Origin of the sequence: Bacillus sp. Au-Bac7 (assembly GCF_021341655.1) — a bacterium.
Taxonomy (GTDB): Bacteria; Bacillota; Bacilli; order Bacillales; family Cytobacillaceae; genus Niallia.
Window position 1 is genome coordinate 37,437 of sequence record NZ_JAJTTG010000011.1, and the last position, 14,679, is coordinate 52,115.

Below are 14,679 nucleotides of genomic sequence, written 5' to 3' on the forward strand. Positions count from 1 at the left end.
CCACGAAAAAAGAGACAGACCCGCTACATGCGTTTCTGTCTCTTTTTGATGCTCATAAAACGGCCGTAACAGCCACAAAATGGCAATTATGGTTAATGCATCAATTATTTAACAGAAGCGAAGGCCACTGACATATAAAATTTATTACGATTTAGATTGATTTTGTTTCTCATGTCAGTCGCCTCCCTTCATTTCATTAATTTTCCAATATAATATAATAGAAGATTAACATGCTCCTATACTAAAGTCAATTGCCAATATTTCGACAAATTACCCTTCATGGGCAGGCACAACCGCTTCCCTCTTTTCAGTTTCTCCCGAGGTTTTCGCAAGCTTTGGGAGCACTAGACTGTAATAGATGCCAACGACAATAAAGCAGGCTCCCACTAACCAGAATATAGCTTCAATAGAAATTACACCAGGAAAGCCGATCGTAATAACACCTAATGTAATCGACTGTGCAAGCATCATAAGCGGGTTTATCCAGCCCTGTACTCTGCCCATCATTTCAGGCGCAATAATGGTAGGCATCCACCCTCCGATTGCAATATTAATCAGTGGCAATGCTAAAGCAATAAAGAAATAGAACACCATAAATACTGCTGTGGTAGCGGCGAAAGATGCTGCGATAGTAAATATAGCTACAAACAGTACACCAGTAATGATGAGCTTATGAAGCTTGACCTTTTGAGCAAGCAATGATGCTGCCAGACTTCCAATCAAGATGCCGCTGCCAAAGACAATTCCTAAATATATCGACATTTCCTCATAGTTTAATGGAGAAAGCTTATATTTTAAAATGAACACCTGCATTACACTAAAACCGCCATTAACAACTCCAAATGCAATAAACCCGTAAATAAGCGCAAGCAGCAGCTTGTTATTTAGAATGTACGTAAAACCTCGTTTAAAATCCTGCCAGACAATCTTTAAGTTTAAATCCTGAATGCGGTGCTCTCCATTTGGCATTCTAATATTTTCACTAAGAGGCGTCAGCTTGATAAGCAGGCTGCCAATTAACAGAGCTCCTGCATCTATCAGTATTGCTCCATATATCCCTAATGTCCAATAAACAAAGATCCCTAAAGCATTGCCAAAGAGCATGAAAATACTGTTCACGAATTGATTAAGCCCTGCTGCTATTGTATATTCATCCTTCTTTAAAATCCCCTGCATAAGCCCTTGCTCTGCCGGAAAAAAGAACTTAAGAACAGCGCTTCTCAGGAACAGAATAAAAAAGATGAGCGGCATCCATCCGATGGCAACTGCCACAAGCAGGCATAGTGAAGAAAAAGCTGCTACCCAATTGCATGTATAAGCAATTTTTTGTCTGTCCAGCCTGTCTGCAGCTACACCGACAAACAAAAACACAGCCAGTGTAGGCACAGAATACATCAGCTCTGTTACAGATGCATATGCAGGCTGGCTCGTAAACCGGTCCAGTATATAGTACATAAACGCAGTCAGCCCAACTAAACCGCCTAATTGCGAAGTAATGTTGGCCATAAATAACTTCCTGAAATCCTTATTGCTGAATACCTCTGAAAATTGCTTCACTTTGCATCCCTCATCTTCTTATGTGATAAGGTCCATTCTACCTTTTTCTGGTAGTTGCGATAATAGCCAGTAGATGGTTTTGATTTCAGCCTTAAGTCGGAGTTCGTTTAGTATTTAAGTCGTGTTTTCCCATCTGAACGTTTAATTCGAGCAGATGCGGGTACTTGTTGTTACATAACAAAAAAATAATGGACGATACTTCAAATATAAAATTCTAAAAAAAGGAGCAAGGATAATGGAGACATTTTTGAAAAAGGTTACACTTCATGAAAATATGACGGTGAAAGATATTTTATCTTTCTACGAGGCAACAAAGAAATTTAATGTGAAATGTCAGCTGCTCTGCAAAAAACACGTCGTGGAGACGACCAGCCTTCCAAAGCTTGTTTCTTTTTTCTTAACGGCAGGCGCAAGACAAGATATCCAAATTAAGCTGGAGGGAACTCAAGCAAACACCTTTTGGAAGAGCCTGCTTTCCAATGGTGAAAATCCCTTCGTAAAGTCATATAACAGAAACAATCTAACAGAAGAATATTAAAAGAACAAAAAGCTTGAAATGATTGATCATTTCAAGCTTTTTGTTGGCAAATTATTGTGCTGTCGATAATTCTTGAAATCTTTCCATTGATTCCTTTTCATCAAAGCTTGAAAAGATGCGAAAATGATCTTCATCAATAATTCTGTAATGCTGGCTAATGATGTTTTGCTGAAAAATAAAGCCGTTTTTCCGGTCGACTTCACGCCACCATACTTTGCCTCCGAGCGTCTTTTCTTTCCGATAATCCATGCCGTCGCGCGCAACTGTCTCTAGCACTTCCAATGGCTCATTCCCAAAAAGGAAACGCACTGTTTCTGTTTCCCTAAAAAGCGCACACACAGCAACAACAGTCGACCAGCCTGCATATAGTCGTCCTTTTTCAATCTGAACTAATGTCTTTTTAGACAAGCCAATAACCTCTGCCATCTTATCCTGGGTATAACCTGCTTCCGTTCGTATTAACCGCATTTTTTCCGATACATTAAAAATAATCTCTTCTCTTGTCAAAATGCATTCATTCCCTTATTAGTTATGTGTAATTTTACACCGATATCTATATTATAAGCTTATATAAGTCAAATTTCAATTTTTAGCCTAATCATTTATAAACCTTGCTTGACTAACCTAGAATAGGCCTGCTGCACATTTTGCAGCAGGCCAGTATATTTAATGCTGTTTGTAATTTTTTAAGATATCCTTCAGCTGCTCGCCGCGACTGATCATTGCTTCTGCTGCCTTTGTCACATTACTGATTGCAGCAATTTGTTCATCTGTTGATGAGGATACCTCTTCAACTGCAGCTGCTGCACTTTCAGAAACAGCAGATATTGCAGTAACAGATTCTAAAATATGATTATTTTGATCTACCACGGATGCAAGCTCATTTCCCAGATCCTTAACAGCATGGATTGTTTCATTAACAGCAGCCGATATGTTTGTGAATTCATTTTCTGTCCCATTTACGGCATTATTCAGCTCTTCTGATTGAGAGGTTGTTTCAAATAATGCTTGAACCGTTTTTTCAGTTTCCTTTTCTATCGCTTGAATCATTTCCTGAATTTGCTTTGTCGCCAGATTCGTTCCTTCTGCCAGCTTTCTTACTTCACTGGCAACAACAGAGAATCCTTTGCCATGCTCTCCGGCACGAGCCGCTTCAATGCTGGCATTTAATGCAAGCAGATTTGTCTGTTCGGATATCTGGTCAATTGTGACCGTGATTTTTGAAATATCAAGAATTTTTGTATAAAGGCTTGAAATTCCGACACTTACCTCATCTGTCGCTTTCTTTGCCAATTCATTTGATTTTTTCAGTTGGTTTATCATTTCTTGCCCTTTTTTAGTTGCCGTTTCTGAGCTATGAGCGGCATTATCAATTTGGTCATTCTTTTCATTCATTTTGTTAATAGAATTATTCAGTCTTCCCATTTCCTTATTTACATCCTCTAATGCTGCAGCCTGTTCTCCTGCACCATGGGCGATTTCTCCCATCGCTCTGCCTATCTCCTCTGAGCTTGCAGATGTTTGCTCAGCAACAGCTGATAGTTCAGCAGATGATTCTAAAATTAAATTACTAATATTGCTGCTTTCATTCAGCAAATATTCAAGCTGATCTTTTAAATTCTCCATCGCATTGCAAAGTATCCCTACCTCATCCTTTGATGAATGAGCTTGCATATTGATATTCATATTGCCCTCAGACAGCCTCATGAAGGATTCGCTTACATTTGCTAATACAACAAACTTCCTTCTCCAGACTATGTAGAATACAGCAGAAAGTACGACAGCAAGAATTAATGCAACAGCTCCAATCAAGAGAACAGACTGTTCAAACCCGCTGTTTAACAAATATACTGCCGTTCCACTTGCAGCTGCACCAACTAGGACAGCTAGGAATACAAGTGCCACCATTTTAGCTAATAAACTTTTCTTTTTCACAACAATCTATCTCCCTTCACAGCAAACTAGTTCGCTTTATAAAAGCGCTAACAACATAGGATAAAATAACTACTCATTTACTATGTCTATCGGCGTATATAGGAGAATATTAAGCTATTTTTTATATTTTTTGCAATATTCCTTTTCTAGTCAAAACGCCTATTCTCGTTGGAATTTAAAGCATTTCTGATAACAAGAAACGTTAGTTTGGCATAAGCTAAAGGGAATTAATTATCATTCATAGAAGGGAATGATTCTATATATTTCATTTAGCTGTCGATCATGAAATCCACATCCGCATGCTTCATATGCAGGATAGCAATGAGCTCTTTCAGCTTGTTGACCAGAATCGTGCCTATTTAAAGGAATGGCTTCCTTGGATTGATCATATTATCTCTCCTTATCAATACCAGTCGATCATTCCTGACTGGCATAAACAGCTTGCAGATAACAATGGCTTCCAGGCCGGAATTTTTTACAGAGACAAACTTATCGGTATGATATCTCTTCAGCAGCTGGACTGGATGAGCCGCCAAGCAAGCATCGGCTATTATTTAGGAGAAGCTGTCCAAGGAAAAGGAATCATGACTAAATGTGTCGTTGCTGTTTTAAATCACGCTTTTTATTATTTAAACCTCAACAGAATTGAAATACGCTGTGGAGTTAACAATTTCAAAAGTCAAGCAATACCTGAGAAGCTCCACTTCAAAAAGGAAGGTATCCTTAGGGACGGAGAATGGCTTTATGATCATTACCATGATTTATATTTGTACAGCATGCTAGAGCGAGATTGGACAGCATTAAATCGCCGTACCTAATCCCCTCCTTTTCCCCTTTTGAATTCTTCTAAAAACACTAAAATGTTTAAAATTATTGGAAATGCGCTATTTAAAAAATAATGCTATTTAAATTCTTACTAAGAATTCTGCATTTAGTGCAGACTAACAATTAGTTTAGGAGTAGCAGCAAAGACAATAACGAATGGTGTTGAGCGCAGTGATTATTTCCAATCTTCTTCTCATACTTGTACTAATAGCCTTTTCTGCCTTTTTTGTTGCAATCGAATTTGCCATGGTCAGAGTGCGACCAAGCCGGTTGAATTCTTTGGAGGCAGCTGGACATAAGAACGTAGCTTCTGCCAAAACAATCACGACCCATTTGGATAGCTACCTATCTGCTTGCCAGCTCGGAATCACCATAACCTCATTGGGTTTAGGCTGGCTCGGTGAACCGACTGTGCTGAAAATTATGGCGCCGGTTGTAGCAAAATTACAGCTGCCAGATTCTGCAGCACATATTATTTCCTTTGTGCTGGCGTTTTCTGTTGTCACTTATATTAATGTTGTCATTGGGGAGCTCTTTCCTAAATCTATCGCTATCCGTTATGCGGAAAGAGTCACCTTGTCTTTATCGAAACCTCTCATTTTGTTTTATAAAATCACCTTCCCTTTTATATGGGTATTGAATCATGCAGCTAGACTAGTAGCCCGCTTATATGGGGTCAAAAGCACTGATACGAATGACAACGCACTGTCAGAAGAAGAGCTTCAGCTTATTTTGAAGGAAAGCTATCAAAATGGAGAAATAAACAGGACGGAATATCGTTATGTCCAACGAATCTTTGAGTTTGATAACAGACTTGCTCATGAAGTGATGGTGCCGCGAACAGAAATGGTAGCATTATCAGAGGACATGCCATTAAATGAGGCCATTACAGCAATCAGCTCTAATCGCTACACAAGATTTCCGATTATGAAAGACGGGAATAAGGATATGATTGTCGGCTTTATCCATGCAAAACAAATATTGACTGATTGTATTAGAGACAGCTGCATGGATAATTCTCCATTAAAAACGTATATTCAACCGATTATTCATGTGATGGAAACAATACCAATCCAACTGCTCTTAATAAGAATGCAGAAGGAACGGACTTCCATTGCCATTCTTCATGATGAGTTTGGCGGGACAGCAGGGCTTGTTACTGTCGAAGATATTTTAGAAGAAATAGTCGGAGATATTATGGACGAATTCGATGTAGACGAAAAGCCTTCCATCGAGAAAATCGGCGAAAACCATTATCGAATCGATTCTAAACTTCATATAAATGATGTGAGCCAACTTCTCTCCATTTCCATTGAAAATGACGAAATGCACACGATTGGCGGCTGGCTGTTTTCTGTCAGCTCTGAGTTAAGTTTAGGAGATTCTATTGAATATGAAGGCTATATATTCAAAGTAGCCGAAGTACAAAACGATCACATTTCTTCTATAGAAGTGGTAAAGGCAAAATAACTACATAAGAGTGCGGTCAAAGCTTAAAGACCGCACTAAATATTGAGCAAAAAGACAAACAATGCTTAAACATATTTTTTTCTCTTTCACATAAAATGATAAATAAGAGCTTTAGCCATCATTCAATAAACTGAAAATTGAAAAATTGCATCGTTTGACTGCGCAGTTTGGCTTAAAGTATAATTATTATTATATCTAACGGAAAGATTGAGGTGGTACGATGGGATCGTAAATCTAAAAAGAACTTCTGATTCTTTTCCTAAAATGATTGATCATATCCTAGAACCTACAATCAGCTTCATACAAACTAAGACTAGATCACATTCATTTTAAAAAAGGATCCAGAAATATAGACATGTCAATTAGCCATTTGAAAATTTAATATCATGTATTAATCAGGAGGTGACTCCTTACTCGCCTATTGCGGGATAAGGAAACTTATTGGACATATTTAACTTGGTTATTATAGCCATTTTGATTGCTTTTACTGCATTTTTTGTAGCTTCAGAGTTTGCTATTATCAGAGTGCGCAGTTCTAAAATTGACCAGTTAATGGAGGAAGGCAACAAAAATGCCATTGCCGCAAAAAAAATCATCACAAACCTTGATGAATATTTATCGGCATGTCAATTGGGTATCACCATTACAGCACTTGGCATCGGGTGGCTTGGTGAGGAAACAATTCATGACATTCTGTTACCTTTATTCCATTTTATTCACATTCCGGAAGCAGCTGTGACAATCTTGTCCTTTTCCATATCATTTGCCATTATTACGTTTCTTCATGTAGTAGTGGGAGAATTGGCTCCAAAAACATTCGCTATTCATAAAGCAGAATTAATTACCTTAATGGCAGCAAGACCATTGATTGCTTTTTATAAGGTGCTGTACCCATTCATTTGGGTCTTAAACGGATCTGCAAGAATCATTACTCGCATGTTTGGATTAAAGCCTGTTTCTGAAAATGATTTAGCCCATTCGGAGGAAGAACTTCGCATTATTGTCTCTGAAAGTTTTAAAAGCGGCGAAATAAACCAATCAGAGTTTAAGTATGTAAACAAGATTTTCGATTTTGATGATCGCATCGCAAAGGAAATTATGGTTCCGCGTACAGAGATCATCTCATTGGAACAAGAAAGCAACCTTGATGACCTAATGGACGTCATTCAAGGTGAACAGTTTACAAGATACCCTATTACAGATGGTGACAAGGATCATATTGTCGGCATGATTAACGTCAAGGAAATTATGACCGCATTGATTCGTTCAAAAGATTTAAGCGCGAAAAAGCTAGATTCCTATATTCGTCCAGTTATCCGAGTCATTGAAACCGTTCCAATCCATGATTTGCTCGTTAAAATGCAGAAGGAACGAATTCATATGGCGATATTAATGGACGAATACGGCGGAACCTCAGGTTTAGTAACAGTTGAGGACATCATTGAAGAGATTGTCGGTGATATTCGCGATGAATTTGATATGGATGAGATTCCAAGCATTCAAAAGGTGAAGGAAAACCACTTTATCCTCGATGCAAAGCTGTTGATAACACAAGTCAACTCCCTGCTGTCCATTGAGATGGATGATGAGGATATTGATACATTAGGTGGCTGGATTTTGACTTCTGATTATGATGCAACAGAAGGAGATATCCTGACATTCGATTCCTACAGCTTTAAAATAATTGAAATGGAAGACCACCATATTAAATATGTGGAAGTAATGAAGATGCGCGAGCTTGAGGAGCTTCCTGGAAGCTCCAGCCAAAGGCAGATAGCTCAGCCAGCTGTTTCCCCATCAGAAGCAGAAATCGTATAAAAAGAGGAGGGACAAATCCCTCCTCTTTTATTTTTCTTTTATTCTCCATTGCCGGCACTTTCGTCAAACTTATATCCTACTCCCCAGATTGTATGAATAAACGGCTGTTCTTTTGTGCCAATCTTATTGCGGAGCCTTTTAATATGAACATCCACTGTTCTTTCATCTCCATAGAACTGATAACCCCATACTCTGTCAAGCAGCTGCTCTCGAGTGAACACCTGTTTCGGATTGCTTATCAAATAATAAAGCAGATCAAATTCCTTCGGAGTCAAGTTGGAAAGTGTCTTGCCATTATAGATTACTTCTCTCGTTTCTTTGCTGATTTTAAAATGTTCGCTTGTCAGGAAATTAGAATCCACTTTGCTGACAGCATCCTTCTGATAACGGCGGGTAACAGCTTTAATTCTCGCCATCAGTGTCAATGGGCTGAAAGGTTTCGTCACATAATCATCTGCACCCATCTCCAGTCCGAGCACCTGATCTGACTCACTGTCTTTTGCAGTCAGCATGATAATTGGAACAGAGCTGACCTCTCTTATTTTCCTGCAGATTGTCACGCCCTCCATTCCAGGCAGCATCCAGTCGACAATGATGATATCCCACTCCTGATTTTCCATAAAATAATCTAGCGCTTCTTTACCATTATGTATAAATACGCCTTCATAGTTTTCCTTTAGAAAAAACATCTCCAGCATGGAGCATACACTTTCATTATCCTCTATAACAAGTATTTTCATATCCATTCATCCTCACAGGCATTAACATGCGATTTAATTATCACTATTATAGCAAAAAAAGCATTTAAGCATTACTTCTGATGCAAAAAATCGTTATGTATAGCCTCATAAAAGAATGGGCATATAGACAAAAAACCGGACATCTGTCCGGTTTTTTCCTTAAATCCAAGTAGTTGTTTTTTCTAATGGCAAGCGGTCTGTTTCTCTACCAGGAGCAGCTGCCTTTCCGACTGTGATAAGCATTATCGGCAAATAGCGCTCAGAGATTTGGAACTCTTCCACAAACTTCCCGCGGTTGAAACCGCCGATAGCACATGTATCCAGTCCTTTGCCTTTTGCTGCAATCATTAACTGCATAGCAGCCAAGGAAGCATTAGAGTTAGCTGCATCTCTAGGATATACGTCGTTAGAGTATGCTCCTTTAATCTGGCCTTTAATAACATCAGCAAGCTCTTCTTTTATTCTGCCTTTTTCCATATCTTTCCCGAATACTTCTTCTGCGTTTTTATCTGCTTCTAAATCACCTAGCACAGCGATAACACAAGATGACTGTGTTATCTGTTGTTGGTTGAAAGCAATCGGAAGAAGTTTTTCTTGTGCTTCATTTCCATGAAAAACAACAAAATGCCAATGCTGCAGATTCCAAGCAGACGGCGCTCTACCTGCTAACTCAAGAAGCTCTTCAATTTCTTCCTTTGATAATTGATAGCTCTCGTCGTAAACTTTCACGGCTCTGCGTGCTTTTAATATATCCATAAACTGTTCACTGCTAATTTCTGTAGTCATTGGTACCCTCCATTTTACTTACTTTTTGTAACTAACTAATGAAATAATAACCTTGAAAAGTTTTTTCGTCAAGAATATGATAATATATACACTATTATTATTATGGACATAAGGTATATCCTTGCTCCCAGTATTAAGGAGAAAACATGATTGACATTATCGCATTAACAAAACAGAATACGTTAGAAACTGGCCTGACTATGGAGGACTTGCAGGAAGGCAATTATGAGTGGTATTGGATTGATTTCAATAGCCCTGTGGATAGTGAAATTGAATATTTACGGGAGCCTCTTCAATTCCATCCCCTATCTATTGAAGATTGCCTCCATAATCTGCAGCGTCCTAAAATAGACTATTTTGACGAGTATACTTTTTTGGTTACCCACAGTCTTGAAGCTAAAACATATGCGAAAGAAGAACTTAATCTTTTCATAGGTGATAATTATATCGTCAGCTTTCATAAGGAACCTTCCATCGAAGTCCAATTTGTGGCCAAAAAGCTCTTAGGTGAAAAAAAGCCAGCTAAGTGGAGTCAATTCACTGTACTTTATGAATTATTAGACCGACTTGTTGACAACTATATACCCATTATTTATGAAATTGAAGATTTTCTGAATGAAATTGACGAAAACCCTGAAAACAAATCAATGGAAGTATTATTAGACGACCTTTATGAAACAAGGCATCGATTATTATCTGTGCGCCATACAGTTGTGCCGATGAGAGATCTCCTCTATACATTGTTAAACACAAAAAGATTAACAGCTGTTTCTAATAAACGGGAATACTACTCAGATATTTACGACCATTTATTGAAGCTGGCAGAAGTAATTGAATCTAACAGAGAAATGACTGCTGATATTAGAGACAGCTACCTGTCTTATAATGCCCACCAGTCCAACCGCATTATGCAAATCCTGACAGTGATTACAACCATATTCATGCCACTGAGCTTTCTTGCTGGCCTTTACGGCATGAATTTCCGGTATATGCCTGAGTTAAACTGGAAATATGGTTACTTTAGTTTATTAGGAACAATGGTTCTGATAGCTTGCTGCATGTTCTTATACTTCAAACGAAAAGGCTGGTTTAAATAAAGCCAGCCTAGCTTCTTCTTTAAGCTTTAGAATATGCCAACTAAACATCTGTATGATAAAATAATACTAACCCCTCTATTTAGAGTATCCCCTTTATATTTGCCCTTTTTAAATTTTAATAATTCTTAAAATTCACTATATTGATTGGAGGAAACTGAATGGAATCACCACAGCTTGAAACATCTATAAATATGGAAAAACCGCAGCATAAAGTGCTGCCTAAAAGCGTTCTATTGAAAAGAGCACTTTTTATTATCTTAGGAAGTGTCATGATGGGAATTGGCATTGAAGAATTTCTTGTTCCTAATCAAATCCTTGATGGCGGAATTGTCGGTATTTCCATTATCCTTTCCCACTTGCTATCCGTTAAGCTAGGCTTCTTTATCTTCCTTTTGAATATTCCGTTTTTTTACATCGGTTATAAACAAATTGGGAAGACATTCGCCCTTTCCACATTATTAGGAATAACGGTTCTTTCCATAACAACCATTCTGCTTCATGATGTACCTGTATTTACAGAAGATTTACTGCTTGCAACTGTTTTCGGCGGAATTATTCTTGGTGTTGGCGTTGGCATCGTTCTTCGTTTCGGAGGCTCATTGGATGGCACCGAAATACTCGCACTTCTTTTCAGTAAGAAACTTCCCTTTTCTGTCGGAGAAATTATTATGTTTTTTAACTTTTTTATTTTTATTACGGCAGGTTTTGTTTTCACTTGGGATCGTGCAATGTATTCCATCATCGCTTACTTTATTGCCTTTAAAGTGATCGATATTGTCATAGCTGGACTCGATGAATCAAAGTCAGCCTGGATTATCAGCGACAATGCTGAAGTGATTGGTGAGACAATTATCGCAAGATTAGGACGGGGGGTAACTTATCTGAAAGGTGAAGGTGCCTATACTGGAGATAATAAGAAAGTCATCTTCTGTGTCATCAACAGATTGGAAGAAGCGAAGCTGAAGCTGATTGTAGAGGAGCTGGACCCAACTGCTTTCCTTGCAGTAGCTAATATTGCAGAGGTTCGAGGCGGACGCTTTAAGAAAAAGGACATTCATTAACATAGAAATAGAGTCTTGCGCTTTTGCCTGACTCTTTTTTTGCTTTAACATCGATAACGTCTATTTAATCTTTTACTTGTCAACACTTAAAACTAGCTATTGTTTGCTTCCGCTTACAAGCATCGATAAAATATGACATAAGAACTTAAAAAAGAAAAAGGGGGAGACATATTGAAAAAGAAGGCAACCATCTATATTACTTCGCTTTCTTTGCTCGTCTGTTTGATGTGGATGTTTGGTCTCGGCTGGGTGCTTGTCGATTATGCCCAAGGCTCTAAGAAGGAATTAGACACATCCAATAAACCTGCAGAAGCAGCACCATCTGGAGGGGTACAGCTTTTAGCTCTAGGAGATTCTCTTACAAGGGGAACTGGCGATGAGGCAGGAAAAGGCTATATCGGCTATCTGAAAGACAAGCTGTCTGATAAAACAGATGAAGACATTACACTAAAAAACTATGGTATTAAAGGCCAAACCTCTACAGAGCTCTCGGCCCAGGTCAAGCAGCAGGAAATACAGCGGCAAATTAAAAATGCCGACATCATTTTTATTACGATAGGCGGAAATGATTTATTCCAGGGTGGAGAAACACTATCCCATTTTGATGATGGTACTGTTTCCAAATTATCCGCAACCTATAATCAGAATTTAGAGGATATTTTGACAACAATTAGAGCGACAAATGAGAAGACACCAATTTACCTGATTGGTCTCTATAATCCTTTCAGTGATTTGGAAGATAGTGAGCTTACCTCTAAAATTGTCCGGGACTGGAATTATGAAAGTGCGGAAACGAGTGCAGCTTTTGCGAAGACAATCTTTGTTCCTACATATGATATTTTCCAGCAGAATGTCCAAACCTATCTTTATTCAGACCATTTCCATCCGAACAAACAAGGATACGAATTGATGGCAGACAGAGTCGCTTCCTTAATTTCCTGGGAGGTAGAAGAAAATGAGTGAAACAACACTGGCAGTTAAAAACCTGACGAAAACGATTGGGAAAAGAAAGATTATTAAAGATATCAGCTTTGAACTGAAAAGCGGAGAAGTATTTGGTTTTCTTGGACCAAACGGAGCCGGAAAAACAACAACAATTCGAATGCTTGTCGGTTTGATTAAGCCAACCTCTGGTTCCATCCAAATTTGCGGCTATGATGTTAAAAAGGATTTTTCTAAAGCAATGGAAAGGCTTGGTTGCATTGTAGAAAATCCAGAGCTATATCCTTACTTAACCGGCTGGGAAAACCTGCAATTTTTTGCGCGCATGTTAAAGGGGGTTGATGATAAACGGATTGAAGATATCATCGAGCTTGTCGGTTTGAAAGACAGAATTCATGATAAGGTAAAAACCTACTCACTCGGGATGAGACAGAGACTTGGCATCGGGCAGGCACTTTTAAGCAGACCTAAAGTTTTAATACTTGATGAGCCGACAAATGGTTTAGATCCATCCGGCATAAGAGAAATGAGACAATTTATCCGCTTTTTGGCGGAAAAGGAAGGCTTAAGTGTTTTAGTTTCAAGCCACCTCCTCAGTGAAATCCAGCTGCTTTGTGACAGAGTCTCAATCATCTTGAATGGCAAGATTATTCATACAGAATCTGTTCAATCCTTGCTTACTGCACAAGAAAGAATTATTTGGCGCTTTACTCCTATGGATGTTGGTATTGATCTATTAAAGAGCGTCTCTCCTTCTGTCAAAATTGACGGCGAAAACGTCATTACGCCTTTTTTAGAAGAAGAGGCAAGCAAGTGGAGCAAAATGTTGTTTGAGGCGAATGTTAATATAATTGAAATGAATAGACAAATTCCTTCTTTAGAGCATCTCTTCCTTGAACTGACAGGAGGTGGCACGATTGAGTAATCTTGTCTATAACGAAATGCTTAAGCTTGTTAAGAGCAAAAGGCTGTATATTGTTACCTTAATTATTGCCGTGATGATTGCTATGTTCACATATGCACAGTTTCGCGAAATGGAAAACTTAAAGAAACGATTAGGAGATGTGGATTGGCGGACAACCTTGCAGCAATCCATTATCGACACTCAAAACAGAATAGGCTCAAGCGGGATTTCTGACGAATGGCGGAATCAGCTAAAAGTCCGAATCAGTCAATCCCAATATTATCTTGATCATGATATTAATCCGCAGGAGCCTGGGGCGCCAACATTTCTGCGAGTGTTTCTTGATAACTCTATGCAGCTTTTGCTGCCGTTAATGGTGATGATTGTCGCAGCCGACCTAGTTTCATCTGAAAGGAGCATCGGCACCATAAAGCTGCTCTTAACAAGGCCGGTCCGCCGCTGGAAAATATTGCTCAGCAAATACATCACATTGGTGCTGTCCATCTCGTTCATCTTGTTTATGTTCGGTTTATTTTCTTATCTTATCAGCGGACTGTTCTTTGGCTATGTAGGCTGGACTGCTCCAATCTTGACTGGATTTACGGTCCAAGCTGGAGAGCTTAATACTGCAGGAGTCCATCTCGTTCCTCAATGGCAGTATATATTGATGGTGTTTGGTTTAGCCTGGTTTGTCTCCCTTGTTGTCGGGACCCTTTCCTTTATGCTGTCTATTCTTGTCAGGAGTACAGCTGCTGGCATGGGAGTGATGCTTGCCTTTTTAATTTCTGGGACCATCATCTCTAATATTGCATCATCATGGGAAGCTGCCAAATATTTATTTATGGTGAACTTGAGGCTAACCGATTATTTGCAAGGAAATATCCCGCCTATTGAAGGCATGTCCTTGCCGTTTTCGTTAACAGTATTGGCAGTTTGGGGAATCGCGGCATTAGCTGTTTCCTTTTTCACTTTTACAAAAAAGGATGTCTATTAAAAAAAATCTGGG

Annotated in this window: 14 protein-coding genes; 9 read left to right on the top strand and 5 right to left on the bottom strand. The window is 38.8% G+C overall.

The genetic code is table 11. The annotated features are described in order from the left end of the window. Window positions 1–270: 270 nt before the first annotated feature. Window positions 271–1,557 carry an MFS transporter gene (locus LXM54_RS21695; protein WP_233317329.1) on the bottom strand — a complete coding sequence of 429 codons (1,287 nt, stop codon included), beginning with the start codon at window positions 1,555–1,557 and terminating at the stop codon, window positions 271–273. A gap of 235 nt (window positions 1,558–1,792) precedes the next feature. Between LXM54_RS21695 and LXM54_RS21700 the strand changes: the two genes are divergently transcribed. Further along, complete coding sequence (locus LXM54_RS21700; protein WP_233317330.1) at window positions 1,793–2,095, top strand: hypothetical protein; 303 nt, start codon at window positions 1,793–1,795, stop codon at window positions 2,093–2,095. Window positions 2,096–2,146: 51 nt separating this feature from the next. Here LXM54_RS21700 and LXM54_RS21705 read toward each other — a convergent pair whose 3' ends face one another. Both LXM54_RS21705 and LXM54_RS28330 read right to left on the bottom strand, forming a co-directional pair. Beyond that, window positions 2,147–2,602: a helix-turn-helix transcriptional regulator gene (locus tag LXM54_RS21705; RefSeq protein ID WP_233317331.1), complete on the bottom strand. Its 456-nt coding sequence runs from the start codon at window positions 2,600–2,602 to the stop codon at window positions 2,147–2,149. Between the two features lie 159 nt (window positions 2,603–2,761). Then, window positions 2,762–4,003 (bottom strand): methyl-accepting chemotaxis protein, encoded by a 1,242-nt coding sequence (locus LXM54_RS28330; RefSeq protein ID WP_442780527.1) that lies wholly within the window; start codon window positions 4,001–4,003, stop codon window positions 2,762–2,764. A gap of 287 nt (window positions 4,004–4,290) precedes the next feature. Between LXM54_RS28330 and LXM54_RS21715 the strand changes: the two genes are divergently transcribed. The 3 genes from LXM54_RS21715 (at window position 4,291) to LXM54_RS21725 (ending at window position 8,143) form a co-directional block, all read left to right on the top strand. Then, a complete protein-coding gene (locus LXM54_RS21715; protein WP_233317394.1) occupies window positions 4,291–4,848 on the top strand; it encodes a GNAT family N-acetyltransferase in 558 nt (185 codons plus the stop codon). Between the two features lie 178 nt (window positions 4,849–5,026). Then, window positions 5,027–6,325: a hemolysin family protein gene (locus LXM54_RS21720; protein WP_233317333.1), complete on the top strand. Its 1,299-nt coding sequence runs from the start codon at window positions 5,027–5,029 to the stop codon at window positions 6,323–6,325. 441 nt (window positions 6,326–6,766) lie between these two features. After that, window positions 6,767–8,143, top strand: coding sequence for a hemolysin family protein (locus LXM54_RS21725; protein ID WP_233317334.1), 1,377 nt, complete (start codon window positions 6,767–6,769; stop codon window positions 8,141–8,143). Window positions 8,144–8,181: 38 nt separating this feature from the next. Here the strand turns inward: LXM54_RS21725 and LXM54_RS21730 are convergent, their stop codons facing one another. Both LXM54_RS21730 and LXM54_RS21735 read right to left on the bottom strand, forming a co-directional pair. Next, window positions 8,182–8,883 carry a response regulator transcription factor gene (locus LXM54_RS21730; protein ID WP_233317335.1) on the bottom strand — a complete coding sequence of 234 codons (702 nt, stop codon included), beginning with the start codon at window positions 8,881–8,883 and terminating at the stop codon, window positions 8,182–8,184. 159 nt (window positions 8,884–9,042) lie between these two features. After that, window positions 9,043–9,669 carry a nitroreductase family protein gene (locus tag LXM54_RS21735; RefSeq protein WP_233317336.1) on the bottom strand — a complete coding sequence of 209 codons (627 nt, stop codon included), beginning with the start codon at window positions 9,667–9,669 and terminating at the stop codon, window positions 9,043–9,045. Window positions 9,670–9,815: 146 nt separating this feature from the next. On the opposite strand from LXM54_RS21735, the gene corA reads away from it, so the two are divergent. The 5 genes from corA (at window position 9,816) to LXM54_RS21760 (ending at window position 14,667) form a co-directional block, all read left to right on the top strand. Continuing rightward, a complete protein-coding gene (gene corA, locus LXM54_RS21740; protein WP_233317337.1) occupies window positions 9,816–10,766 on the top strand; it encodes a magnesium/cobalt transporter CorA in 951 nt (316 codons plus the stop codon). Between the two features lie 191 nt (window positions 10,767–10,957). Next, a complete protein-coding gene (locus LXM54_RS21745) occupies window positions 10,958–11,827 on the top strand; it encodes a YitT family protein (protein ID WP_396953795.1) in 870 nt (289 codons plus the stop codon). A 171-nt stretch (window positions 11,828–11,998) separates the two neighbouring features. After that, window positions 11,999–12,790: an SGNH/GDSL hydrolase family protein gene (locus tag LXM54_RS21750; RefSeq protein WP_233317339.1), complete on the top strand. Its 792-nt coding sequence runs from the start codon at window positions 11,999–12,001 to the stop codon at window positions 12,788–12,790. Next, window positions 12,783–13,694 (top strand): ABC transporter ATP-binding protein, encoded by a 912-nt coding sequence (locus tag LXM54_RS21755; RefSeq protein WP_233317340.1) that lies wholly within the window; start codon window positions 12,783–12,785, stop codon window positions 13,692–13,694. The genes LXM54_RS21750 and LXM54_RS21755 overlap by 8 nt, the downstream gene beginning before the upstream one ends. After that, window positions 13,687–14,667 carry an ABC transporter permease subunit gene (locus LXM54_RS21760; protein WP_233317341.1) on the top strand — a complete coding sequence of 327 codons (981 nt, stop codon included), beginning with the start codon at window positions 13,687–13,689 and terminating at the stop codon, window positions 14,665–14,667. Before LXM54_RS21755 ends, LXM54_RS21760 begins: the two co-directional genes overlap by 8 nt. Window positions 14,668–14,679 lie beyond the last annotated feature (12 nt).